23 protein-coding genes are annotated in these 23,646 nt (G+C 69.0%); 11 read left to right on the top strand and 12 right to left on the bottom strand.

Annotated elements, in window-relative coordinates; genetic code table 11:
* Window positions 1-4 precede the first annotated feature (4 nt).
* The 7 genes from N5K27_RS20545 (at window position 5) to N5K27_RS20515 (ending at window position 7,452) form a co-directional block, all read left to right on the top strand.
* The gene (locus tag N5K27_RS20545) at window positions 5-1,249 is read left to right on the top strand and encodes an aromatic ring-hydroxylating dioxygenase subunit alpha (protein ID WP_087841211.1); all 1,245 of its coding nucleotides are present in this window, start codon (window positions 5-7) and stop codon (window positions 1,247-1,249) included.
* A 5-nt stretch (window positions 1,250-1,254) separates the two neighbouring features.
* Entirely contained in the window at window positions 1,255-1,728 is a 474-nt protein-coding gene (locus tag N5K27_RS20540) for an aromatic-ring-hydroxylating dioxygenase subunit beta (RefSeq protein WP_087841212.1), read from the top strand.
* Window positions 1,725-2,732 carry a 4-hydroxythreonine-4-phosphate dehydrogenase PdxA gene (locus N5K27_RS20535; RefSeq protein ID WP_279818428.1) on the top strand — a complete coding sequence of 336 codons (1,008 nt, stop codon included), beginning with the start codon at window positions 1,725-1,727 and terminating at the stop codon, window positions 2,730-2,732. The genes N5K27_RS20540 and N5K27_RS20535 overlap by 4 nt, the downstream gene beginning before the upstream one ends.
* Window positions 2,733-2,747: 15 nt before the next feature.
* The gene (locus N5K27_RS20530; protein WP_243724611.1) at window positions 2,748-3,776 is read left to right on the top strand and encodes a 2Fe-2S iron-sulfur cluster-binding protein; all 1,029 of its coding nucleotides are present in this window, start codon (window positions 2,748-2,750) and stop codon (window positions 3,774-3,776) included.
* A gap of 71 nt (window positions 3,777-3,847) precedes the next feature.
* Window positions 3,848-4,774 carry a LysR family transcriptional regulator gene (locus N5K27_RS20525; protein WP_279818426.1) on the top strand — a complete coding sequence of 309 codons (927 nt, stop codon included), beginning with the start codon at window positions 3,848-3,850 and terminating at the stop codon, window positions 4,772-4,774.
* Between the two features lie 93 nt (window positions 4,775-4,867).
* Window positions 4,868-5,839 (top strand): tripartite tricarboxylate transporter substrate binding protein, encoded by a 972-nt coding sequence (locus N5K27_RS20520; RefSeq protein ID WP_279818425.1) that lies wholly within the window; start codon window positions 4,868-4,870, stop codon window positions 5,837-5,839.
* Between the two features lie 32 nt (window positions 5,840-5,871).
* Complete coding sequence (locus N5K27_RS20515; RefSeq protein ID WP_279818424.1) at window positions 5,872-7,452, top strand: sulfatase-like hydrolase/transferase; 1,581 nt, start codon at window positions 5,872-5,874, stop codon at window positions 7,450-7,452.
* A gap of 88 nt (window positions 7,453-7,540) precedes the next feature.
* Here the strand turns inward: N5K27_RS20515 and N5K27_RS20510 are convergent, their stop codons facing one another.
* Genes N5K27_RS20510 through hmgA form a run of 3 tightly spaced genes read right to left on the bottom strand, consistent with a single transcriptional unit; the run spans window position 7,541 to window position 11,152 of the window.
* Window positions 7,541-8,515: a tripartite tricarboxylate transporter substrate binding protein gene (locus N5K27_RS20510; protein WP_279818423.1), complete on the bottom strand. Its 975-nt coding sequence runs from the start codon at window positions 8,513-8,515 to the stop codon at window positions 7,541-7,543.
* A gap of 25 nt (window positions 8,516-8,540) precedes the next feature.
* The gene (fahA, locus tag N5K27_RS20505; RefSeq protein WP_279818422.1) at window positions 8,541-9,824 is read right to left on the bottom strand and encodes a fumarylacetoacetase; all 1,284 of its coding nucleotides are present in this window, start codon (window positions 9,822-9,824) and stop codon (window positions 8,541-8,543) included.
* On the bottom strand, window positions 9,821-11,152 hold the full coding sequence (hmgA, locus tag N5K27_RS20500; protein WP_087841219.1) for a homogentisate 1,2-dioxygenase: 1,332 nt from the start codon (window positions 11,150-11,152) through the stop codon (window positions 9,821-9,823). The genes fahA and hmgA overlap by 4 nt, the downstream gene beginning before the upstream one ends.
* A gap of 137 nt (window positions 11,153-11,289) precedes the next feature.
* On the opposite strand from hmgA, the gene N5K27_RS20495 reads away from it, so the two are divergent.
* Window positions 11,290-12,117, top strand: coding sequence for an IclR family transcriptional regulator (locus N5K27_RS20495; protein ID WP_087841220.1), 828 nt, complete (start codon window positions 11,290-11,292; stop codon window positions 12,115-12,117).
* A 153-nt stretch (window positions 12,118-12,270) separates the two neighbouring features.
* On the opposite strand, the gene N5K27_RS20490 is transcribed toward N5K27_RS20495, so the two are convergent.
* From N5K27_RS20490 to N5K27_RS20475, 4 genes are all read right to left on the bottom strand, one after another.
* Window positions 12,271-13,485 (bottom strand): VWA domain-containing protein, encoded by a 1,215-nt coding sequence (locus N5K27_RS20490; protein WP_279818419.1) that lies wholly within the window; start codon window positions 13,483-13,485, stop codon window positions 12,271-12,273.
* A gap of 247 nt (window positions 13,486-13,732) precedes the next feature.
* On the bottom strand, window positions 13,733-14,035 hold the full coding sequence (locus tag N5K27_RS20485; protein WP_087841222.1) for a Dabb family protein: 303 nt from the start codon (window positions 14,033-14,035) through the stop codon (window positions 13,733-13,735).
* Window positions 14,036-14,070: 35 nt separating this feature from the next.
* Entirely contained in the window at window positions 14,071-15,171 is a 1,101-nt protein-coding gene (locus tag N5K27_RS20480) for a class I SAM-dependent methyltransferase (RefSeq protein ID WP_279818462.1), read from the bottom strand.
* Window positions 15,172-15,225: 54 nt separating this feature from the next.
* Entirely contained in the window at window positions 15,226-15,858 is a 633-nt protein-coding gene (locus tag N5K27_RS20475) for a class I SAM-dependent methyltransferase (RefSeq protein WP_087841223.1), read from the bottom strand.
* 75 nt (window positions 15,859-15,933) lie between these two features.
* On the opposite strand from N5K27_RS20475, the gene gor reads away from it, so the two are divergent.
* Entirely contained in the window at window positions 15,934-17,289 is a 1,356-nt protein-coding gene (gene gor, locus N5K27_RS20470) for a glutathione-disulfide reductase (protein WP_279818416.1), read from the top strand.
* 11 nt (window positions 17,290-17,300) lie between these two features.
* Window positions 17,301-18,155 carry a 3-keto-5-aminohexanoate cleavage protein gene (locus tag N5K27_RS20465; protein WP_087841225.1) on the top strand — a complete coding sequence of 285 codons (855 nt, stop codon included), beginning with the start codon at window positions 17,301-17,303 and terminating at the stop codon, window positions 18,153-18,155.
* Window positions 18,156-18,180: 25 nt separating this feature from the next.
* Here N5K27_RS20465 and N5K27_RS20460 read toward each other — a convergent pair whose 3' ends face one another.
* Genes N5K27_RS20460 through N5K27_RS20450 form a run of 3 tightly spaced genes read right to left on the bottom strand, consistent with a single transcriptional unit; the run spans window position 18,181 to window position 20,530 of the window.
* Entirely contained in the window at window positions 18,181-19,143 is a 963-nt protein-coding gene (locus tag N5K27_RS20460) for a tripartite tricarboxylate transporter substrate binding protein (protein ID WP_087841226.1), read from the bottom strand.
* A gap of 41 nt (window positions 19,144-19,184) precedes the next feature.
* Complete coding sequence (locus N5K27_RS20455; RefSeq protein ID WP_087841227.1) at window positions 19,185-20,066, bottom strand: amidohydrolase family protein; 882 nt, start codon at window positions 20,064-20,066, stop codon at window positions 19,185-19,187.
* A 14-nt stretch (window positions 20,067-20,080) separates the two neighbouring features.
* A complete protein-coding gene (locus tag N5K27_RS20450) occupies window positions 20,081-20,530 on the bottom strand; it encodes a carboxymuconolactone decarboxylase (RefSeq protein ID WP_087841228.1) in 450 nt (149 codons plus the stop codon).
* Window positions 20,531-20,673: 143 nt separating this feature from the next.
* Between N5K27_RS20450 and N5K27_RS20445 the strand changes: the two genes are divergently transcribed.
* Window positions 20,674-21,378, top strand: coding sequence for a GntR family transcriptional regulator (locus tag N5K27_RS20445; RefSeq protein WP_087841229.1), 705 nt, complete (start codon window positions 20,674-20,676; stop codon window positions 21,376-21,378).
* Window positions 21,379-21,382: 4 nt separating this feature from the next.
* Here the strand turns inward: N5K27_RS20445 and N5K27_RS20440 are convergent, their stop codons facing one another.
* A complete protein-coding gene (locus N5K27_RS20440) occupies window positions 21,383-22,192 on the bottom strand; it encodes an IclR family transcriptional regulator (protein WP_279818413.1) in 810 nt (269 codons plus the stop codon).
* A gap of 6 nt (window positions 22,193-22,198) precedes the next feature.
* The gene (locus tag N5K27_RS20435; RefSeq protein ID WP_279818411.1) at window positions 22,199-23,326 is read right to left on the bottom strand and encodes an FAD-dependent monooxygenase; all 1,128 of its coding nucleotides are present in this window, start codon (window positions 23,324-23,326) and stop codon (window positions 22,199-22,201) included.
* Between the last annotated feature and the right edge of the window lie 320 nt (window positions 23,327-23,646).

Genomic DNA, 23,646 nt, shown 5'->3' with positions numbered 1-23,646 from the left:
GTCCATGTCCCACAGCGAAACCCAAGAATCCCGGCGGACCTGGGAGCCGGGCCTGACCCGCGTGCCTTACTGGCTCTACCGCGACCAGGAAATCCACGAGGCCGAGCAACGGCGCGTCTTCCAGGGGCCGACCTGGAACTACCTGTGCCTGGAGGCCGAGATTCCCGAGCCCGGCTCCTATCGCACCACCTTCGTGGGCGCCATGCCGGTCATCGTGGCCCGCGACGAGGACGGCGAACTGCAGGCTTTCGAAAACCGCTGCGCCCACCGCGGCGCGCTGATCGCGTTGGAGGACGAAGGCAAGACGCGCGATTTCGCCTGTGTCTACCACGCCTGGCGCTATGACCTGCAGGGCAACCTGCGCGGCGTCGCGTTCCAGCAGGGCGTGAACGGCAAGGGCGGCATGCCGCCGGAGTTCCGCATGGAAGACCATCACCCGCGCAAGCTGCGCACCGCCAGCGTGGCGGGCATGGTGTTCGGCAGCCTGGACGAGGACGTGCCGCCGATCGAGGAGTACCTGGGCGACGAGATCCTGGAGCGTATCGAGCGCGTGCTGTGCAAGCCGGTGGAGGTGATCGGCCGCTTCAAGCAGACCATTCCGAACAACTGGAAGCTGTACATGGAGAACGTCAAGGACTCCTACCACGCCAGCCTGCTGCACGTGTTCTTCACCACCTTCAACATCAACCGCCTGTCGCAGAAGGGCGGGGTGATCGTGAGCGAGACCGGCGCCCACCACGTCAGCTATTCCAAGGTCTCGCACCAGCCGCAGCCCAATGCCGAATACAGCGCCGAAAAACTGCGCTCGGACAAGGAGGGCTATGCGCTGGCCGACCCGAGCATGCTGGACGGCTGCGACGAGTTCGGCGACGGCGTGACCTTGCAGATCCTGTCGGTGTTCCCCGGCTTCGTGCTGGCGCAGATCCAGAACACCCTGGCGATTCGCCAGATCCTGCCGGACGGGCTGGACCGGACGGTGTTGAACTGGACCTACCTGGGGTTCCAGGACGACACGCCGGAGCTGCGGCGCATGCGGTTGAAGCAGTCCAACCTGACCGGGCCGGCCGGATTCGTTTCCATGGAGGATGGCGCGGTGGGTGGCTTCGTGCAGCGCGGCATCGCGGGCAGCGATGGCCAGGCGGCCGTGCTGGAAATGGGAGGCAGCGGCATCGAGACGCAGGAGAACCGCACCACCGAAGCGTCGGTGCGCGGTTTCTGGAACGCCTATCGCGGCTATATGGAGATCTGAAGAGCATGGCCGAATTTACGCAAGAGCGGCTGGGCGCGCTGAACGCCGCCTACGCGCGCTGCATCGACAACGACGAGGTCGAGGCCTGGCCGGCGTTCTTCCAGGAGCGCTGCCTGTACGTCATCAATACCGCCGAGAACCACGCGGCGGGCATGCAGGCGGGCGTGATCTATGCCGACACGCGCGCCATGCTGCGGGACCGCGTATCGGCGCTGCGCGAGGCCAACGTCTACGAGCGCCACCGTTATCGCCACATCGTCGGACTGCCGTTCATGCTGGGCGTGCAGGACGGGGTGGCCAGCGTCGAGACGCCGTTCCTCGTGGTGCGCATCATGCGCGACGGCGCCACCGAGGTGTTCGCCTCGGGCCGCTACCAGGATCGCGTGGTCGAGGGCGCGGACGGGCAGTTGAGCTTCGCCGAGCGGCTGGTCATCTGCGACAGCCGGAACTTCGATACCCTGCTGGCGATACCGCTATGAGCGCCGACGCCCGACCATCCGCCGGAACCGTGCGCAAGCGCATTGCCATCGCGCTGGGCGATGCCAACGGCATCGGCCCGGAGATCGCCGTCAAGGCCGTCCACGCGCTGCGCGGCGCCCCGGTCGATTGCGTGCTGGTGGGCGATGGCTTCGTGTTGCGCGAGCAGGTGGCGCGCCACGCTCCCGGCATGGCGCTGGCGGCCTTCGACCCGGGCGCGGCGCGCCTGCCGGACCAGGTGTCGTGGGCCGAGGTGGCGGCGCTGCCGCCGTCGGAGTATCGGCCGGGCGAGGTGCGCGCCGCCGCGGGCGCGGCCATGGTGGCCTACGTGCGCGAGGCGGTGCGGCTGGCCCGCGCCGGCCTGGTCGATGCCGTGGTCGGCTGTCCGCATTCGGAGACATCCGTGGCGCGGGCCGGCATTGCGTTCTCGGGCTATCCGGGGCTGATCGCGCAACTGACGGGGACGCCGGCCGACCGGGTGTTCCTGATGCTGGTCACGCCCGACCTCAGGATCGGCCACGTGACGCTGCACGAACCGGTGCGGCAGGCACTGGCCCGGCTGGACACGCAACTGGTCGTGGACGCGGCGCTGGCCGTCATCGACGGCGCGCGGGCGATCGGCATCGAGCGGCCGCGCCTGGGCATTTTCGGCATCAATCCGCACGCGGGCGAGGGCGGTCTGTTCGGCGACGAGGACCAGGCCATCACCGAGCCCGCGGTGGCGCGCCTGCGCGCCATGGGCCTGGAGGTGGACGGTCCCCAAGGAGCAGACCTGATGCTGGCGCAACGCGGGCATGACGTGTACCTGGCCATGTTCCACGACCAGGGGCACATTCCCGTCAAGCTGCTGAGCCCCCGCCAGGCCAGCGCGCTTTCCCTGGGCGGCGGCGTGCGTTTCAGCAGCGTCGGGCACGGCTGCGCCTTCGACATCGCCGGACAGGGCACGGCCGACCCGGCCGCGGTATTGCGTACCGTGCGCCTGTTGGCCGGGCTGGCCGATCACTAGGTCCGCCGGACCGGGATGGAATCCATGCAATACACCATACGCATCGATCAACGAGACATCGAATTTCCCTGCGAGGACGGCCAGACCGTCCTGGACGGCGCGCTGGCCGCCGGCTACGAGATCCCGTATTCCTGCCGCACCGGCATCTGCGGCAGTTGCCGGGGCCGCATCGTGCGCGGGGACGTCCGCGGCGGCGCCGGCGAGGGCGTGCTGGACGACGACGAGCGGCGCGAGGGCGGGACGCTGCTGTGCCAGGCCCGGCCCTGTTCCGACCTGGACGTGGCGGTGCGCGACATCGAGCGCCGCGATCCCGCCGCCAGCAAGACCGTGGCCGCCAAGGTCTACCGGCTGGCGCGCGCCGCCCACGACGTGACGGTGCTGCATCTGCGTTTTCCCGCCGGCACGCGGGTGCGCTTCAAGGCGGGGCAGTACCTGCACGTGCGGATGGCGGACGGCACCATACGCCATTTCTCGATGGCCAATCCGCCGCAGCAGAGCGACGGCGTGGAGCTGCACATCCGCCACGTTCCAGGCGGGAAGTTCTCGGGCTACCTGGCGGAGTCGGTGCAGGCCGGCCAGTTGCTGGACGTGTCGCTGCCCTTCGGCGATTTCTACCTGCGCGAGACCGGCCGGCCGGCGGTGCTGGTGGCCAGCGGCACGGGTTTCGCCCCCATCAAGTCCATGGTGGAGGACGCCATCAAGCGCAAGCTCGAGCGGCCGATGACGCTTTACTGGGGCGCGCGCCGGGAAGAGGACTTGTACCTGGCGGACCTGCCGCGCAAATGGGCCGACAAGCACGGCTGGTTCCGCTTCGTGCCCGTGCTGTCCGACAGCCCGCCGGACGAAGGCTGGCAGGGCCGCCGCGGGTTCGTCCACCAGGCGGTGATGGACGACTTCGCCTCGCTGGCGGATCACGAGGTCTATGCCTGTGGCTCGCCCGCGATGATAAGCGCGGCGCGCCAGGGCTTCGTGCACGAGCGGGGATTGGCCACCGACCGCTTCCATTGCGACGCATTCGTGCCCATGGCGCCGCAGGCGGCGTAGCCGCCGCATCCCTCGGGGCCTCCGCCCCCCGGCTGTGCCAGAATGAGGCGTCGTCGGGGTGCGGAGGTTTCATGGACTGGATTCAACGCCTGCGTGTCAGGCAACTGTATGTGTTGGTCTCTCTTCACGATACGGCCAACCTCAGCCTGACCGCGGCGCGGATGCACATGACCCAGCCCGCGCTGTCCAAATGGCTGCGCGAGCTGGAAACCGACCTGGGCGTGGAGCTGTTCGAGCGGCACTCGCGCGGGCTGGTGCCCACGCGTTTCTGCGATACGCTGGTCGAGCACGCGCGGGTGGTGCTGGGGGAGCTGGAACGCACCGGCGAGACGCTGCGCGCGATGAGCGACGGCTCGGACGGGCAGTTGCTGGTCGGCACCACGCCCATCGGGACCAGCGGACTGCTGCCCGCCTGCCTGGGCAACTACCGCCGCCTGCGGCCGGGCATCTGCACCGTCGTCCACGAGAATTCGCTGGAGAAGCTGCTGCCCCAGCTCAAGGAGGGCAGGCTCGATTGCATCGTGTCCCGCATCGAGGCGCCGGTCGATCCGGCGGTCGTGGCCGAGCCGCTGCTGGATGAAGGCATATGCGTGGTGGCCAGCCGGGGCCACCCGCTGGCGCGGCTGCGCAAGGTGAGCTGGGCCCAGGCCCGCGACTATCCCTGGGCGATGCCCCAGTCGGGCACGCCCCTGCGGCGCGAGATGGAACTGGCCCTGGCCGCGGTGGGCGAGCCGCCGCCGCGCGCCGCCATCGAGGCCTCGTCGGTGGTGCTGATCGCCTCGCTGCTGCAGGACGACGAGATGCTGGCGGTGATGTCGGACGCCGTGGTGCAGGCGCTGTCCCGGCTGGAGCGGCTGAAGGTCCTGCCTCTGGCGCTGGGACGCCGGGCCACGGTGGGCGTGCTGCGGCGGGCGGGCACGATGCCGACGCCCGTGCTGGAGGATTTCCTGTCCTGCCTCAGGCATGCGGCCCAGGCGGTCGGCCGGCGGCCGGAATAACCAGAATTCATGGCAGCGGGCCCATTAGTCATTATCCAGTCCGGGCCCTTGCATCCATACTCCGGGCACAAATCCATCATGCAAGGAGACAACATGGGTGCGACCCGTATCCTCGTCGCGGCCTGTGCCACATTCGCCGTGGCCGCGACCGCCGCCGCGCAGCCGGCGGCCTTTCCGTCCCGTCCCGTGCGCATCGTCGTGCCTTTCGCCCCGGGCGGTGCCGTGGATGTGATGACGCGGCAACTGGCGCGCGTGATGTCCGAGCAGCAGGGCTATACCGTCATCGTCGAGAACAAGCCCGGCGCCTCCGGCCTGATCGCCTCCGAGGCGGTGGCCAAATCCGCGCCCGACGGCTACACGCTGCTGATGGCGACCTCGAACACGCATGGCGTGAACAGCTTTCTGTTCAAGCAACTGCCCTACGACCCGGTCAAGGACTTCGCGCCGGTGGCGATGGTGGCCGACAACGTCGTGGTGCTGCTGGCGCACCGGTCGTTCCCGGCGACGACGTTCCAGGAAGCGGTGGCGCTGATCCGCAAGACGCCCGGCAAGTACAGCTATGCCTCGCCCGGGTCGGGCACGGTCCATCACATGGGCATGGAACTGCTGAAGGCGGCCGCCCACCTGGACGTGGTGCACGTGGGCTACAAGGGTGCCGGTCCCGCCATGGCCGACCTGGCGGCCGGACACGTGCCGCTGATGATGGGCGGCATCGCGCCCGCGGCGCCGTTCATCAAGTCGGGCGCGGTGCGCGTGCTGGCCGTGGCCAACCCCGAGCCGTTCCCCACGCTGCCCGGCGTGCCGCTGTTCAAGGACGTGGCGCCGGAGGTGTCCGTGACCTCGTGGATGGGCTTGACGGCGCCGGCCGGCACGCCCGCCGCCGTGGTCGACCGGATCAATGCCGACGTGCGCAAGGCGCTGGACAAGCCGGGTTTCGCGCAGACCATGGCCGAGCTGGGCATGGTGCCCCGCCCGATGAGCCCGGCCGACATGGGCCGCCAGATCGCCGCCGACATGCCCAAGTGGAAGCGGGCGGTGCAGATTTCCGGCGCCACCGCCGAATGAGCCCGGCCGACTACGCTTCGATGGAATCCCCGATGCCGCAATCGCAACGCCCCGTCAATTTCCTGTTGTTCATCACCGACCAGCATCGCGCCGACCATTTGGGCGCCTATGGCAACCGTGTCGTCGCCACGCCCAACCTGGACGCGCTGGCCGCCGCCGGCTGGCGCGGCGACGAGATGCACGTCGCCACGCCCATCTGCATGCCCAACCGCGCCAGCCTGCTGACCGGGCGCTACCCCTCGGCCCATGGCGCGCGCCACAACGGCATTCCGCTCGACCTGCAATCGGCCACCTTCGTGGACGTGCTGCGCCAGGCCGGCTACCGCACCTCGCTGGTGGGCAAGGCGCATTTCCAGAACATGACGGACAATCCGCCGCCGTGGCCGCCCAATCCCGCCGACCGGCTGGCGCGCGAGGCGAAGGTGCGCGGGCCCGGGCGCTACGACCAGGAGAACCGCAACAAGTGGCTGACCCAGGAGGGCTACGACCTCGACTATCCGTTCTACGGCTTCGAGGACGTGGACCTGGTGGACGATCACAGCGACTCCGTCCACGGCCACTACCGCCAATGGCTGCGCCGGCACCATCCCGAGGTGGAGGCCCTGATCGGGCCGAAGGCCGCCACGCCCGCGCCGGACTACGTGCTGACCTCGTTCGGCCAGGCCTGGCGCACGGCGGTGCCCGAGGAGCTCTATCCCAGCGCCTACATCGCCGACCGCACCATCGAGCGCCTGGAGCGCGCCGGCGGCCAGCCGTTCTTCATCCAGTGCTCGTTCCCCGATCCCCACCATCCCTTCACGCCGCCGGGCAAGTACTGGGACATGTACGACCCCGACGAAATGGAGCTGCCGCCGTCCTTCCACACCGGCGAGGCGCCGCTGCCCCATGTCGAATGGCTGTACCGGCAGCGCGACAGCGGCAAGGCGGTCAAGCACACGCCCGCCATCTTCGCCTGCACCGAACGCGAGGCCAAGGAGGCGCTGGCGCTGAACTACGGGTCGATCACCAACATCGACCACCAGATCGGCCGGGTACTGGCGGCGCTGAAGCGGCTGGGGCTGGAGAACGACACGGTGGTGATCTTCACCAGCGACCACGGCGACTATCTGGGCGACCACCAGTTGATGCTGAAGGGCCCCATCCACTATCGCGGCCTGGTGCGGGTGCCGTTCATCTGGCATGACCCGCGGCAGCCGGTGCGGGGCGCCGGCAGCGCACTGGCCAGCACCATCGACGTCGCGCCCACGATCCTGGCGCGCGCGGGCGTGGCCGGCTTCAATGGCATCCAGGGCAAGAGCCTGCTGGACGTCATGGCCGGCAAGGCCGAGCGCGTGCGCGAACACCTGATGATCGAGGAAGAGGGCCAGCGCGTCATCCTGGGCTTCGACGCTCGCATCCGCTGCCGTACCCTGCGTTCGGACCGCTATCGCCTGACGATCTACGACGGCGCCGAGTGGGGCGAGCTGTACGACCTGGAACGGGATCCCATCGAGGCCAGAAACCTGTGGGACGATGCCGGGTATGCGGGGGTCAAGGCCGACATGATGCAGGCCCTGGCGCGCGACATGCTCCATCACATCGACACCAGTCCCTATCCCGACGCATTGGCATGACCCCCCCTACGCGCTGACGCGCGCCCCCCAGGGGGCGATGCGAGCGGACTGGCAAAGCCAGATCCGCCGCATCCTGGGTGGTAGCGAATCAGTCCAGGGTAATCTTGAGGTCGCGGATCAGTTTTTGCCAGAGGTCGCTTTCGCTCTTGACCAGGGCGGCGTATTCCTGGGGCGTGCTGCCGACGGGCTCGATGCCGAACTCGACCAGCTTCTTGTTCACGGCCGGGGTCTTGATGGCGGCGGTGACTTGTTTCTGCAGCGTGGCGATGACCTCGGGCGGTGTGTTCGCGGGGGCGACCATGCCGACCTGGGCCGAGGCTTCCACGCCCTGGATGCCCAGTTCCGCGAAGGTGGGCACGTCGGGCAACTGCGGCAGGCGCGTGGGGTTGGCCACGGCCAGCGGACGGACCTTGTGGCCCTTGATGAAGGCGTTGCCGGCGGCGAGGTCGGTCATCATGGCCGGCAACTGGCCGCCCGCCACGTCGACCAGCGCGGGCGCGGCGCCGCGATAGGCGATGTGCAGCATGCGCATGCCGGTGCGTTCCTTCAAGAGCTCCATGGCCAGGTGGTGCGGGCTGCCCGCGCCGGCCGAGGCGTAGCTGTACTTGCCAGGCTGGCTCTTGACCTTGGCGATGAAATCCTTGGCGTCCTTGAACTCGGTGCTCGGCCCCACGATCAGGATCATGGGGAACTTGCCCATGAGCGTGACGGGCGCCAGGTCGCGCGTGGGGTTGTAGCTCAGGTTCTTGTACAGGGCGGGGTTGAACACCAGCGTGCCGTTGTCGGCCGACAGCACCGTGTAGCCGTCGGGCGCGGCGCGCGCCGTCTCGACCGCGCCGATGGCCGTGTTGCCGCCGGGCTTGTTGTCGACCACGACGGGCTGCTTGATGATCTCGGACAACTGGGCGCCGATGGTGCGGGCCAGGAAGTCGGAGCCGCCGCCCACCGCGTAGGGAACGATCCAACGGACGGGCTTGGAGGGATAGGCGTCGGCCGCCGCGGCCGCGCCGGTCCAGAGGACCAGCGTCGAAGCCGCCAGTGCCGTCGTCCACGTATTTTTCATGCTTGTCTCCTTGGAATTGTCATGCTTAGGGCAAAGCGGGCAGGATGGTGCCGGCGCACGAGCCGAAGCCTACGCGGTAGCCGTCGCCCTGGCACCAGCCGGTCAGGATGACTTCATCGCCGTCCTCGATGAAGGCGCGGGTCGCCCCGCCGATGTCCACCGGATGCTTGCCGTTGACGGTAAGTTCCAGCAGCGACCCGTACGAGCCGGCGTCGGGCCCGCTGATCGTGCCGGATCCCATCAGGTCCCCCACCCGGGTGTTGCAGCCGGACACCGTATGGTGCGCCAGTTGCTGAGCCATCGTCCAGTACATGTACTTGAAGTTGGTGGCGGCGAGGGTGGCGGCCTGTTCCCGGCCTTGCGGGCGCAGCGAGACTTCCAGGTGGATGTCGAAGGCGTGCTGGCCGTCGTGGCGCAGGTAGGGCAGGGGTTCGGGTTCCTGGCGGGGCTGCCGGGTGCGGAAGGGGGCCAGGGCGTCCATCGTGACTACCCAGGGCGAGATGGTGGTGGCGAAGCCCTTGGCGTTGAAGGGGCCCAGCGGCACGTATTCCCAGGCCTGGATGTCGCGGGCGCTCCAGTCGTTCAGCAGGACCATGCCGAAGATGCGCGATTCGGCCTCGTCGCTGGACACCGGTTCGGCCATGCCGTTGGGCACGCCGACGAAGAAGCCGGTCTCCAGTTCGAAGTCCAGCTTCAGGCAGGGCGAAAACACCGGCCTTTCCTGGTCGGGAAGCTTGATCTGCCCGTTGGGACGCCGCACGGGCGTGCCGCTGACGACCACCGACGAGGCGCGGCCGTTGTAGCCGATGGGGATCTCCAGCCAGTTCGGCAGCAGCGCGTTCTTGGGATCGCGGAACAGGGCGCCGACGTTGGTCGCGTGTTCCTTCGAGGAATAGAAGTCGGTATAGCCGGGGATCTCGACCGGCAGCAGCAACGTGGCGCCTGCCTGCGGCACCAGCGCCCGGGCGCGCGCCGCGGCGTCGTCGCGCAGGGTGGCGGTATCGGCGGCCAGCAGCGTGCTGACCTGGCCGCGCACGCTGCGCCAGGTGTCCCGGCCGGCGGCCATGAAGGCGTTCAGGCTGCCCGCGGCGAACAGGGGGCGGGGCGTGCGCAGCAGGCCGGTCTGTTCGAGGCGGGCCAGGTCCAGGATCTGGTCGCCGATGGCCACGCCCACCCGGGCGTCGGCGTCCGCGGACGGCTTGAATACGCCGTAGGGCAGGTTCTGGATGGGGAAGTGGCTGTCGGCGGCATTGGCCGACTCGACCCAGCTTTTCAGGCCGGGGGCGATCGTGGGATCGGCGGGGTTCATCGGGTCTCCGGGGAAAAATGCTTGGTCAGGTTCTGCCAGCACTGGAAGTACTGGCTTTGCAATTGGGCCGTGTCCAGCGCGTAGCGGGTGGGCTTGATGACGTGGCGGGTCTCGAACATGAACGCCATCGTATCGCCGACCTTGTGCGGCCGGGAGGTGTCCGCGCGCGAGGCTTTCTCGAAGGTGTCGCCGTCGGGGCCGTGGCCCGTCATGCAGTTGTGCAGGCTGGCGCCGCCCGGCACGAAGCCCTCGGCCTTGGCATCGTAGGCGCCGTGCACCAGGCCCATGAATTCGCTGGCCACGTTGCGGTGGAACCAGGGCGGGCGGAAGGTGTCCTCGGCCGCCAGCCAGCGCGGCGGGAAGATGACGAAATCCAGCGAGTCCACGCCCGGGGTGTCGCTGGGGGCGTGCAGCACCAGGAAGATGGACGGATCGGGATGGTCGTAGCTGATCGAGCCTATGGTGTTGAAGCGCCGCAGGTCGTACTTGTAGGGGGCGTAGTTGCCGTGCCAGGCCACGACGTCCAGCGGCGAATGGCCGATGTCGGCGCGCCAGAGGCGGCCGCCGAACTTGGCCACCAGCTCGAAGCGGCCTTCGCGGTCTTCATAGCCGGCGCGGGGCGTCAGGAAGTCGCGCGGGTTGGCGAGGCCGTTGGAGCCGATCACCCCCAGGTCCGGCAGGCGCAGCAGTGCGCCGAAGTTTTCGCAGATGTAGCCGCGTGCCTCGCCGTCGGGCAGCGACACCTGGAAGCGGCAGCCGCGCGGCACGACCGCGATCTCCTGCGGTTCGAGGTCGATCACGCCCAGCTCGGTGGCGATGCGCAGGCGGCCTTGCTGCGGCACGATCAGCAGTTCGCCGTCGGCGCTGTAGAAATAGCGGTCCCGCATGGAGCGGTTGGCGGCGTAAAGGTGGATGGCGCAGCCCTGCATGGCGTCGGCCGAACCGTTGCCCGCCATGGTGATCCAGCCGTCGACGAAATCGGTCGGCGCCTGCGGCATGGGCAGAGGATCCCAACGCAACTGGTTGGGCGAAGTCGGCGGTACCTGGCTGAAATCGCTCACCAGGCGCGGGCTTTCCATGGGTTCGAAGGGCAGGTGCACCGCGGCGGGACGTATCCGGTACAGCCACGACCGGCGATTGTGGCTGCGCGGCGCGGTGAAGGCCGTGCCGGACAATTGCTCGGCATACAGTCCGTAAGGGGCGCGTTGCGGGGAGTTGCGTCCCACGGGCAGGGCGCCTGGCAGGGCTTCGGTGGCGAACTCATTGCCGAAGCCCGACATGTAGCCGGTGCTGGCGGCGGTTTCGGCGGGGTGGGCAGGCGTGGTCATGGTCGTCTTCGGTAGGGGAGCGGGATTTACGTTGAAAGTAATACGTTTACGTTAAGCGTAATTTTTGTTGGCTGCGGCGTCAAGTAATTACGTCATGCGTGCTAGGATTACGTTAAACGTAATCGTGCGAGGGCGGCGTGGCCACCAAGGAAAGAACGGACGCGGGCGAGGACGAGGCGCCCGCGCGCGCGGGCAGCGGAGTGCAGGCGCTGGAAACCGGCCTGACGGTGCTCGACGCCTTCGCCGACGTCGTTCGCCCCATGATGCTCAAGGAAGTCGCCCTGGCGGCCGGCATGCATCCGGCCAAGGTGCATCGCTACCTGGCCAGCTTCGTCAAGCGCGGCTACGTGGAGCAGGATCCGCAGGGGCGCTACAGCCTGGGGCGCGGCGCGCTGCGCATCGGCCTGGCCAGCCTGGCCTCCCTGGACGCCGTCCGGCTGGTCACGCCGCTGCTGGACGAGCTCAGCAACGCGCTGGGCGAGACCGTGCTGGCGGCGGTCTGGGGCAACCGCGGGCCCACCGTGGTGCAGTGGCGCGACTCGCCCCGGCCGGTCATGGTGAACGTGCGCCCCGGGTCGGTCCTGCCGTTGCTGTCGTCGGCCACCGGGCGGGTGTTCGCCGCCTTCATGGAGCCGCCGCTGACAGCGTCGCTGGTCGAGGAAGAGCTGAAGGAGCGGGCGGCCGAGGGCGCATACCCCTCGGACGACCGGGAAGTCGCGGAACTGCTGGACGGCGTGCGCGCGCTGCACCTGGGCCGAGTCACCGGCGACGTCCTGCCCGGCGTGGACTCGGTCAGCTCCCCCGTCTTCGACTACGACTCGCGCATGGTGCTGGCCATCACCGCCCTGGGCAACAGCGCCCGCTTCGATTCCGACCCCGCCGGCCCCATAGCCACCGCGGTCCGCCAGGCCGCCGCAACCCTGTCCCATCGCCTGGGTTACCCGGGCGCCGCCAGGTCCTCATAAGAAAAAGCCGCTCGACAGAGCGGCAAATGACTGCACCCAACACCAGTATGACCCTGGCGAAGGATGGCGCGAACTCCGTACCATCCCCAATATCGCGGGTTCGTGATCAATCTGAATCTGCGAATATTTCCGCTCTTCAAGACCCCCCGAGGCTCAATACTCCGCCGTAAGCGTGATCTCCCCGCGGATGTCCGTGCCGTTGTTGATGACCACGCGTACGGTCTTGGGCTTGCCGTCCGCCTTGCCGCGATAGGTGACGATGTAGCCGCCGGCCGCGACTTCGGCGATGGGCAGGTCGATCAGGCTGAATTCCTTTTCGTCCCATTCGAAGTAGGCTCCGCCGGTGCCCGCGGCGCCCGCGAAAACCTTCATGTCGGTGTGCTGCCGCGGATTGTCGATCGCCGGCGATACCACGTGCACGACAGCCTTGCCCTTGAGCTTGGTGATGAGATCGGCCGCCAGAGGAGGGATCCAGCGACCGCTGATGCTGGCCTCGGAATAGGTCGATCCGTTGTGCGATACCACATCGGTGACCACGATCAGCACGCGTTGTGCGCCGGTACGCCAGGGCGTCTTGTCGTAGGCGAACTGCAGTGCGCCGACTCCGTTCTCGGGGCCGTCGCCGCCCCCCGTCGCGGTTTCCTCGGTGATGAACTGCTTGAACTTGGCGAAATCGGTGGTGGGCGCGAAGACCTGGCGTTCGCTCGGGTCGAAGGCCGGCGGCTGGGTGCTGCCCGTGCCGAGGCGCGGGGAGCCGGTGGTCTTGGTGTCGAACGCATCGCCGAAGGTGACCGCGCCCAGCTGGACGTCCAGGCCGCTCTTGCCGAGAAAGTCGGCGAACTCGATGATGGACGTCTGCACGCTCTTGAGGGCGCCGCTCATGCTGCCCGTCGTGTCGAACACGAACACCACGTCCGCCTTGGCTCGCGTCGAATCCTCGCCGATGCGGCGCACGGTGTGGCCCTTGACGATGCCGTTCTCCACCACGACGAAGTCATCCGCTTCCAGGTCGGGAACGCCCGCGCGCGTCAGGTTCGCGCGGGTGGCCGCAAACTTGTTGGGACCGGAGCGCATGGACAACTGCCGGGCCGACAAGGTCGTGGCGGTCGGCGCGGCGAAACCCGCGATGTTGATGTCGAACAGGCCGCTGCCATCGGTCCTAGCGGCGACGGACCCGGCCGCCGTGATGGTGGGATCGGTGATCGGCGCGGGCGGCTTGGCGGTGCTGTCGGCGTAGGGGTCGGGCGGCGGCGGGGTGCCCGGGTCGCCTCCGCCGCTCGAGGTGACCGCCCCGTCCCCGCCGCAGCCCGCGAGGAATCCCGCGACCAGCAGCGCCATCAATCCATTCCTGGAAAACAGTTTCATCATCGTGCTCCCTGACGTCCCCCCCCCTGGGGGCGCATGCCATGAATGCGCGGCGCGCGGACCATCCTGGTGAAAGAGGGTGGGCCGTGCGACGCGGACTGGTGTTGAACCGCGGTCCGAATCGGATCAGGGGTTCGTGCAGGGGATGGTAGGGAGGAACCGCAGGCCGCTGAATATGGCAAACGGCGGGCCGGAACTAGGCCGAAAGGGGGAGGGGAGCCGCGCCTCGGGCGTGGGCGCGGCGAGGGAATCAGGCGATTTCGTAGTCGACCATGCAGCCGGAGCTGAGATAGCGATCCATCCTGGCGCGCGTTTCCATGTGGACCGGATGGGCGTGATAGGCCTGCAGCGCGTCGCGGTCGGTGAATACCGTGTAGACCACGACGTCCAGCGCCTTGCTGGACGTGCTGAAGTTCAGGCCCGCCTCGGATTCCAGCAGGCCCGGGATGCGTCCGCGCTGTGCCGCGATGGTTTCGCGGATGATGGCGAAGACCGATTCGCGGGTCTCGCCTTCCTCGAGTTTCAAGCGCCACATGGCGATGTGCTTGATCATGGAAGCTCCTTGGTGCGTGCGTGGAAGTGGTTCGTCTAGCGCGCCGCGAGCCGCCACAGCGCCGTGGTTTCGGCGGCCCGGGCCGCGTGCAGCGGGTCGTTCCCGTCCCGGACCTTGGGATGGCGGGGGCGGGTCTCGATCCGGTCGATCACCCGCAGGCCGGCGTTCTCCACCAGGGACAGCAGTTCGTCCCGGGAGCGCAGGCCCAGGTGTTCGGCCAGGTCCGACAGGATCAGCCAGCCTTCGCCTTGCGGTGCCAGATGTGCGGCCAGCCCGGCCAGGAAGCCGCGCAGCATGCGGCTGTCGGGGTCGAAGACCGCGCGGTCCAGGCCTGCGTGCGCGGGGCCGGGCACCCAGGGAGGGTTGCAGACGATGAGTTGCGCGCGGCCCGGGGGAAAGAGATCGGCCGCTTCGACGCGGACACGGTCCGCCACGCCGAGCCGGTCGATGTTCTCGTGCGCGCAGGCCAGCGCGCGGGGATCGGTGTCGGTCGCCACGATGCGGCGCACGCCGCGCCGGGCCAGCACGGCGGCCAGGACGCCGGTGCCGGTGCCGATGTCGAAGGCGGTGTCCTGGCCGGGCAGCGGCGCCTGGGCCACCAGATCCACGTATTCGCCGCGTATCGGCGAGAAGACTCCGTGATGCGGATGGATGCGGGCGCCGAGCGCCGCCACGGGCACGCCTTTCTTGCGCCATTCGTGGGCGCCGACCACGCCCTGCAATTCACGCAGCGAGACCACGGCGTCGCGGCCGATCTCGCCGTAGGCTTCCCGGCAGGCCTGCCGCACGTCGGGCGCCCGCCGCAGCGGAATGCCGAAATCCGCGTCCAGGGGTACCAGCAGCATGCCCAGCGCACGTGCCCGTTGCAACTGGGCCTGCCGGTACAGATGGAAGGTCTGGGTGATGGTCGCGCCCGGCTTGAACGGCCGGCGGTCCGCTCGCCGTGCCATGGCCTGCAGCAACAGGCGGGCGTTCTGGAAGTCGCCGCGCCACAACAGCGCCGTGCCTTCGCAGGCCAGGCGGTATGCCTGGTCGGCCGGCATGCGGTCGTCGGCGGCCGCGACGCGCCGGGGAGGAGGATGCCCCCCGGCCGACAGCCATGCCGCCTCGCGGGGTTCGGGATCGTTCCAGTGCAGGATGTCGTCGGCAGTCGTCACGGCGGGAAAAGGCAAGGGCGAAGGGGGCCGAGTCTACTCCATCGGCGCGGCCCGGCGCCGCCAGACCGTGGCGAGCCAGGGTTGCTGGGCGCGGGGCAGGCCGGCGGGCCGGTAATAATGTTCGAGTTCGTCGAAGCCGGCGGCGTCCAGGTAGCGGCGCCATTGCTCCAGGTCGTGGTAGACGCCGTAGCGGCCCCGGTTCCAGCCTTCCTCGTTGTTGCCGCGCGGGTTGGAGCAGAACAGCACGCCGCCGGGCTTGAGCGTGCCGCGCAGCGCCGCCAGCACGCGCGGCAGGTCCTGGCTGGGGATGTGGAACATCGAGGCGTTGGCGAAGATGCCGTCGAAGCGGCCGGCGGGCAGGTCCAGCGCCAGGAAGTCCTGGCACCATACCTCGCAGCCGCTGTGCGAGCGCGCCATGGCGGCGAAGGACGGCGAGCCGTCCAGGCCCACGGCCTCGTGGCCGCGCTCGCGGAAGGTTTTCAGGTCGCGGCCCGGCCCGCACCCGAAGTCCAGGATGGCCAGGGGCGGGGGCGCGGCGAGGTGCCGCAGCAGCGCGTCGATGTTCTGCCCGACGTCGTGGTCGCGCGTGCCCTCCCAGAAGGCGGCGGCGTTCCGTTCGTAGTAGTCCAGCGTGGGGGCGGAAATGTCTCGGTGGGGGTCGGTCATGGGGTTCGGCGGCGTGGGCCGTGCGGGTTATGATCCAGGGCCTACGTATACGATCTTGTCGCGGAGACCTGCCTGATGCCTGCGTTCGACTACGACCTTATCACCATTGGCGCCGGTTCGGGCGGCGTGGCCGGTTCGCGCCGGGCCGCGTCGTACGGCGCCCGCGTGGCGATCTGCGAGGACGGCCGGGTGGGCGGGACCTGCGTCATCCGCGGCTGCGTGCCCAAGAAACTGCTGATGTACGGCTCGCAGTTCGCCGATGCCTTCCAGGACGCGGCCGGCTACGGCTGGAGCGTCCCGGACGCGAGCCTGGACTGGGGCGCCCTGGTGGCCGCCAAGAACCGCGAGATCGATCGCCTGGAAGGCATCTACCGCCGGATGCTGGACCAGGCCGGCGTGACGCTGATCGAAGGCCGGGCCGTAGTGGTGGACCCGCATACGGTCGAGGTCGCCGGCAAGCGCCATACGGCCGAGCGCATCATGATCGCCACCGGCGGCCATCCCGTGCTGCCCGACATCCCCGGCATCGAACTGGCGATCACCTCGAACGAGGCGCTGTCGCTGGACAAGCTTCCGGATGACGTGCTGATCGTGGGCGGCGGCTATATCGCGCTGGAATTCGCGGGCATCTTCCGCGGCGCCGGCGCGCGCGTGACCCTGGCCATCCGGCGCGACCAGGTGCTGGGCGGATTCGACCAGGACATCCGCCAGACCGTGGCCGAAGGGCTGCAGCGGCGCGGCGTCGTCATCCGGCCGCACACCCGCGTGGTGGGAATGGCGCGGCGCGACGGCCGCATCGCCGTGCAGATCGACGATGGCGAGATCTTGATGGTCGACCAGGCGATGATGGCCACGGGCCGCGCGCCCAATACCCGCGGCCTGGGGCTGGAGGCCTGCGGCGTGGCGCTGGGCGAGCGCGGCGAGATCAAGGTGGACGGCCAGTCGCGCACCAGCGTGCCCAGCATCTACGCCGTCGGCGACGTTACCGACCGCCTGAACCTGACGCCCTGGGCCATCGCCGAAGGGCGGGCCCTGGCCGAGACGCTGTACAACGACAATCCCATGCAGGCCGATGCCGAGAACGTGCCCGCGGCCGTATTCAGCCAGCCGCCGGTGGCCACGGTCGGCCTGTCCGAAGAAGATGCCCGCAAGCGCTACGGCAAGGTCCGCGTCTATCGTTCGCGCTTCCGGCCGATGAAGAACACGCTGTCGGGCCGCGACGAACAGACCATGATGAAGCTGGTCGTGGACGACGCCAGCGACCGGGTGGTGGGCTGCCATATGGTCGGCCCCGATGGCCCCGAAATCATCCAGGGCCTGGCCATCGCGATGAAATGCGGCGCGACCAAGCGGCAGTTCGACCAGACCATAGGCCTGCACCCGACGGCGGCCGAGGAGTTCGTCACCATGCGCGAGCCGGTCGGCGCCTGAGAGAAGGAAAAATGAACATGCCCGCTTCCGCCCCGTCCAGCCTGGATGCCCCGCTGATCGTCACCGTGGCGCCCAACGGGGCCTACAAGAAGACCGCCGACCACGCCGCGGTGCCGGTCACCCCCGGCCAACTGGCCGAGACCGCCAAGCGCTGCCTGGACGCCGGCGCGGCCATGCTGCACATGCACGTGCGCAAGGCCGACCAGTCGCACAGCCTGGAGCCCGAGGCCTACCTGGCCGCCACGCGCGCCGTGCGCCAGGCCGTGGGCAACGAACTGGTGGTGCAGATCACCACGGAAGCCGCGGGCGTGTACGCTCCCGACGAACAGGTCGCCTCGGTGATGGCCGTCAAGCCCGAGGCCGTGTCCGTGGGGCTGCGCGAGATCGCGCTGGGCCCGCAGGCCGATGCCCGCGTCGCCTCGCTGTTTTCCTGGCTGGCCCGGGAAAGGGTCATGACCCAGGTCATCCTGTACGACACTGGCGACGTCGAACGCTGGATGGACTACCGCCGCCAGGGCGTGGTGCCCGACGCGCCGTGGTTCGTGCTGTTCGTGCTGGGGCGCTACAGCGCCGGCCAGACCTCGTCGCCGTCCGACCTGCTGCCTTTCCTGGCCGCCTACGACCATGCCCATCCATGGGCCATGTGCGCGTTCGGCCGCCACGAGCACGCCTGCGCGGCGGCGGCGGCCGCGCTGGGCGGGCATGCGCGCGTGGGGTTCGAGAACAACCTGTACTTGCGCGATGGATCCGTCGCCGGCGACAACGCCGCGCTGGTGCGGCAGGTGGCCGAGGTCGCCGGTGCGCTGGGGCGCAGGATGGCGACCGCGGACCAGGTGCGCGCGCTGTTCCTGGGCGACGAGCGCTAGGCTCGCGCCCGCCGCATCCGCCGGATCAATCCAGGCGGATGTCCGCGGCCCGCACGATTTCTCCCCACTTGGCCGCTTCGGCACTGCGGTACTTGGCGAAGTCCGCCGGCGTGCCGCCTAGCGGCTCGGTGCCCGAGGCCGCCAGTTCCTGCTTGTAGTCGGCGCTGGACAGGATCTTGTTGACGGCCTTGTTCAGCGTGTCCACCGTGGCGGCCGGCGTCGAGGCCGGGGCGACCAGGCCGAACCACGCTTCGGAGGCAAAGCCCGGCAGCGTCTCGGCCACGGTGGGGATGTCCTCCATGCCCTTCACGCGCCTGGGCGAAGCGACACCCAGCGCCCGCATCTTGCCGCCCTTGACGAAGGGCAGCGTGCTGGGGGAATTGTCGAACATCACCTGCACCACGCCCCCCATGAGGTCGGTCGCCGCCGGCGCGCTGCCGCGATAGGGAATGTGCTGGATGCCGATGCCCGCCTGGGTCTTCAGGAGTTCCATCGTGAGATGGCTGGTGGTGCCGTTGCCCTGCGAGCCGTACGACAGCTTGCCCGGGTGCTTGCGCGCGTAGTCCACCAGTTCGGCCACCGTCTTGAACGGCGCGGACGGATTGGCCACCAGCATGATGGGCACCGCGGCCACCAGGGCGACCGGCGCGAAGCTGGTGGCCGGGTCGTAGCCGGGGTTCTTGTACAGGTGCTGGTTGATGCTGAGCGGGCCGGCGGTGGACAGCAGCAGCGTGTAGCCGTCGGGCTGGGCGCGTGCGACGGCCTGCGCGCCGATGTTGCCGCCGGCGCCGGGACGGTTCTCGACGACCACCGTCTGCTTGAGTTCCGTTCCCAGGCGCGCCGCCAGCGACCGGGCGATGATGTCCGTCGTGCCGCCCGGCGGGAAGGGAACGACGAAGGTGATGGGTTTTTCGGGATAGGCGGCGTGGGCGGACGCGCCGGCGGCAAGCATGGCCGCGGCCAGCAGGAAGCGCGGGTTCAAGGGCATGGGGGGTCTCCTGGATATTTATGGTGGGGAAGGGGCGCGGATCACGCCTGCCGCGGCACAGGCTCGAAGCCGTACAGCGCCTGCGGGTTGTCGACGAGCATCCGGTGGCGGTCGGCCGCGTCGGGTACCCAGAGCGGGATGAGGTCGACCAGGTCGCCGTCGTTGGGCATCGGGCCGGTATGGATGGGATGGGGCCAGTTGCTGCCCCAGATCATGCGATCGGGGCGCGCGGCCACCACGCGGTGGATCATCGGCAGCATGTCGGCGTGCGGGTAGGGCTGGCTGGACAATCGATACAGGCTGGCCAGCTTGATCCAGCAGCGGTCGGTGTCCAGCAGCGACATCACCGTCGCGAAGGACGCCGAATCCAGCCCCTCGTCCGCGCGGATGCGCGCCAGGTGATCCAGCACGTAGTGGCAACGCAGCCCGCGCAGCCGGTCGGCGACGGCCACCAGTTCCTCGGAACGGTGAAAGTGCAGCAGCAGGTGCCAGCCCATTTCGTCGGCCTCGGCGGCCAGGGCTTCCAACTGGTCGAAGCCTACGCCGCCGGAGACCACGGTCGACATCCGGAAGCCGCGTACGCCCCGCGCATGCAGCGCCTCGCGCTCGCGCAGCGGCGTGCCGGGCGGCAGCACAGCGATGCCCTTGATGCGGGGGCCGAGCCGTTCCATGGCGTCCAGCATCGCGGCGTTGTCCGTGCCGTGGGCGCCGCCCTGGACCAGCACGCCGCGGTCGAATCCCAGCGTGGCCAGCATGTCGCGGTACTGGTCGGCCGAGCAGTCTTCCGGCGTATAGCTGCGGTCGGGCGAGAACGGGAAGCGGTCCCGGGGACCGAAGATATGGGCGTGGCAGTCGCAGGAGCCGGGGGGCACGGCGAAGGCGGGCGCGCGGGTATCGCGGTCCGGGCCGGGGCAGGCTTGCATGGCGGGTTCCTTGTTCAGGCCTGGGCGGCCAGTTCGCGCTCGCGTTCGGCGATGCGGATCAGCATCTCGGCACCGCGGTTGGCGGCCGAGACACCCCGGAATACGAAGGCCAGGTTCACCACGGCCTGCATCTCGTGCCAGCTCGCGCCGGCGCGGCGGGCGGCCACGCCATGGATGACCGCGGCGTCGCTCAGCTCGGCCACCAGCATGGCGAAGATCAGCAACTGCACCTGCTTGTCGTCGAAATGGGCGGTCTCCAGCGCGTGCGCCCGGACCTTCTCCTGCAACTCCACCATGAGCGGATCCAGCGCGCCGGTCACGTCCAGCCGGGCCTCGACCCGCGGGGGCAGGAAACCGGCCATCTGGCGGTAGCTGGCGGCGCGCTCTTCCTTGGTGGCGAGGGGGTCGGCATAGGAGCCGAAGGTTTGCTGGACGAAATCCGGATCGGGACGCGAGCGCTGCATGAAATCTCCTTGATCGATTTAAATATAGTAATCGATTATTTTTTGTTTCTTCAATTTTTTGTTTTCATCGATAATTCTTACGAGGACGTATCGAAGCCGCTAGAATGCACGTTGCGCCACGCGCTTTCATTCCGAGTTCCAGCATGACCACACTGACCGATACGTCTTCCGCAAGCGCCCCCACGCTGTCCACCACCCTGGTCGAGGCCCTGCGGGGTTCGATTCTTGGCGGCACGCTGCTGCCCGGCAGCAAGCTCAGGCTGGACGAGTTGCGCGAGCAGTACGACGTCAGCCTGAGCCCGCTGCGCGAAGCGCTGACGCGCCTGGTGTCCGACGGGCTGGTCGTGACCAACGACAAGAAGGGCTACCGGGTGGCGCCGGTCTCGGCCGACGATTTCCGCGAGGTCACGGCCCTGCGGATGAACCTGGAGGTCATGGCCCTGGGCGAGTCGATCCGGCGCGGCGACGAAAACTGGGAAGATGCGCTGGTGGCCGCGTACCACCGGTTGAGCCGGCTCGAGGCCGCGGACCGCAGCGGCGACAAGCTGCCGGCCTGGGAGAAGGCGCACCGCACCTTCCACATCACCTTGTTTTCGGCCTGCGGCATGCCGCTGCTGCTGCGTTTTTGCAATACGCTGCATGACCTGAGCGACCGCTACCGCCGCCTGTTCCTGGCCAGCAATTCGCCCGACCGGAACGTGCCGGCGGAGCACGAGGCCATCTACCAGGCCGCCCTGGGCCGCAATGCCGAACTGGCGTGCGACATCCTGCGGCAGCACCTGTCGCGTACGGGGACGAATCTATTGAGCGTGCTGCCGGACGGGGAGTCCGGCGCGGCCGGCCGTTGACCGCTCAGTTGGCGGGCGGGTAGCCCCGGCTGCCCAGCAGCGACGACAGGTCGCGCGCGGCCTGCAGGACGACCTGTTCGGTGCGGGTGCGGGAATCGGCATCGGCGCCGAATGCCGCCTCGGGGCCCGCCACGCTGATGGCCGCGGCGGCCTCGCCCAGCGCGCCGAACACGGGCGCGGCGCAGGAGTTGATGCCTTGCTCGAATCCCGAGAAGCTCCAGGCACAGCCGCGTTCGCGGTCGGCCGCCAGTTGGGCGCGCAGCTTGCCGGCCTGGGCCGCCGCCGCGGGATCCGCGGCCAGCAGCGCATCCAGGATGGCCGGCGGTTGCCAGGCCAGCAGCATGCGGCCCGGCGTGGTCAGGTGCGCCGCGACGCGGCTGCCGACGCGCACGCTGCTGATTAGGCCGGCCTCGGGCATGTCGCGCAGCAGGTAGACGACGTGGCCGCCATCGAGCGCGGCCAGGTAGGCGGAGACGTTCAACTGGCGCCGCACGTCGGCCAGCACCCGGCGGCCCAGGTCCAGCATGTCGTTGGCCGCGGTGGCGGCGGTGGCCAGTTTCAGGAACGGGAGGCCGATGCGGTGCCCCCCCTGGGGCAGGGCTTCCAGCACGCCTTCGTGTTCCAGCGTGGCGATCAGCCGCATGACCGTGACGCGGTTGACGTCGATGCTGCGGCCGACCTCGCTCAGGTTGGACGTACTGCCGCCGTCGACCACGTAGCGCAACAGCCGGAACGCCCTGACCACCGGCGAGACCAGGGCGCCGGGCTTGCCGGCGGATTCGTCGCTGTCCAGGGGTTCTGCGGAAAATGACATGGAAGATCAGGCCAGGGGCACGGTCCAGGCATTGTATTCGTACACCCAGTCGGCATTGCCGCCTTCCTTGAGCCAGTTGTTGCCGCGCGAGCCGATCTGGACCCGCGCGGTGCGGTCGTGGCGGGCGGCCTCGTAGCGCTTGAGGGCTTGCGCGGGCGCATCGGGGGTGTCCGCCAGGTAGCGGGCCAGCACCACGGCATCCTCGATCGCCATGCCGGCGCCCTGGGCCATGAAGGGCATCATGGGATGGCAGGCGTCGCCCAGCAGGGTGATGTTTCCGCGCGACCAGGAAGGCAGCGGGTCGCGCACGTACAGCGCGGACTTCAGCACTTCGTCGCAGGCCGCGAGCAGCGCCCGCGCCTCGGGATGGAAATCGGCGTAGGAGGCGCGCAGTTCGTCGACGCTGCCCGGCATGGTCCACGACTCATGGCGCCAGCTGTCCTGGGGCGTGGTGGCGAAGATGAAGATATCGCGGCCCAGGTTGAGCGGGAAGGTGACGATCTGGGTCTCGGGATTGGGGCCCCACCACTTGGTGAAGGCGCCCAGGTTGGGCACGCCTTCCAGGCGCGAGGCCGGCACCACGGCGCGATAGGCCACCACGCCGGTGAAGTCGGGATACTCGTCGCCCAGGAGGTGCTTGCGGACCGTGGAGTGGATGCCGTCCGCGCCGACCAGCACGTCCACGCGCTGGGACGTGCCGTCCTCGAAGCGCACAGTGATGCCGTCCGCGCCTTCGTCTATGCCCACGGTGCGCTTGCCGAGGTGGATCGTGGCGGCGGGCACGGCCTGCTCCAGCGCGGCCAGCAGGTCGGCCCGGTGCATGGTCAGCTGGGGCGCGCCATAGCACGTTTCGGCGGCCTGCGACATTTCCAGGCGGGAGGTTTCCTCGCCCGTATCCCAGGTGCGGCTGATGCGGTGCGTGGGGCGGGCCGCGGTCTTGCGCAGTTCGTCGCCCACGCCCAGGCCATCCAGCGCCAGCACGGCGTTCGGGGTGAGGTTGATGTCGGCGCCGACGCGCGCGAACCTGGGGGCCTGCTCGAAAACCACCGATTCCAGGCCGAGCTTGCGCAGGGCGATCGCCGCTGCCAGCCCGCCTATGCCTGCGCCGCTGATACCGATGAGGGGCGATGCCATGGAACTTCTCCTGTGCCGTGCTGGGTTGTACAAAAATGAACGATAAGTTCAAAAAATTCTAGAGACGCGGCAACCGGATGTCAATGGGAAAAACACCTGCGCCTGGCCAGGAAAGGGCACGCACGCAGGCGCCGCTGTGACGAGGAAACAACTTGAGACGGGCGCGAGCGCCCGGGCGCGCGGTCGATGGTACAGTCCTGCCAAAACAAGGCTGGTGTCATGTCTGAGAGCGGATCGCATCCCCGGGCCAAGGCGGCCCACGTCGTCACTTTCCCCGTAATGGCCGCCGCCGGGCCGGCTCGCGGATCCGCGCCGCGAGG

Source organism: Pigmentiphaga sp. GD03639, assembly GCF_029845405.1.
GTDB classification, from domain to species: Bacteria; Pseudomonadota; Gammaproteobacteria; order Burkholderiales; family Burkholderiaceae_B; genus Pigmentiphaga; species Pigmentiphaga daeguensis.
This window is presented reverse-complemented; position numbering and strand designations above follow the sequence as displayed.